The sequence below is a fragment of the Flavobacterium sp. GNP011 genome (genome assembly GCF_056428925.1).
Genome location: NZ_JBWJVJ010000059.1, coordinates 1 through 525, shown reverse-complemented (window position 1 = coordinate 525; position 525 = coordinate 1). Strand labels below are relative to the sequence as shown.

Below are 525 nucleotides of genomic sequence, written 5' to 3'. Positions count from 1 at the left end.
GAACAGTTACCGTCACGTTTGTCGTAGTGTAATCTGCACTTCCAGCCGTACCATTGGTTAATACAAAAGTATAAGTTGTATCTACAGCCGATGGGTTGCTTAGTGTAAAGTTGAATACCACATCAGTTCCTTCGGTAGCCGAAGCCGGAGAGATCGTTGCCACAGTAGGGGCGTTGTTATTGTCGATAATAGTACCTGTAGCCGAAGCAGCTCCAGAGGCAATACTTAAGTCCTCATTTACTTCATCAATAGCATCTGCAGTTGTAGGTACCGATACGGTTCCAGTAGTTGCACCCGCAGGAACAAGTACATCAACGTTAGTAGTAGTGTAATCTGCACTTCCAGCCGTACCATTAGTCAATACAAAAGTATAAGTTGTATCTACCGCCGATGGGTTGCTTAGTGTAAAGTTGAATACCACATCAGTTCCTTCGGTAGCCGAAGCCGGAGTGATCGTTGCTACAGTAGGGGCGTTGTTATTGTCGATAATCGTACCTGTAGCCGAAGCAGCTCCATTAGCGATGC

Annotated in this window: 1 pseudogene; it reads right to left on the bottom strand. The window is 45.7% G+C overall.

Going from position 1 to position 525, the window contains the following annotated elements:
* Positions 1–525 (bottom strand): annotated as a pseudogene (locus AC061E_RS16625) (hypothetical protein); the annotation flags it as partial.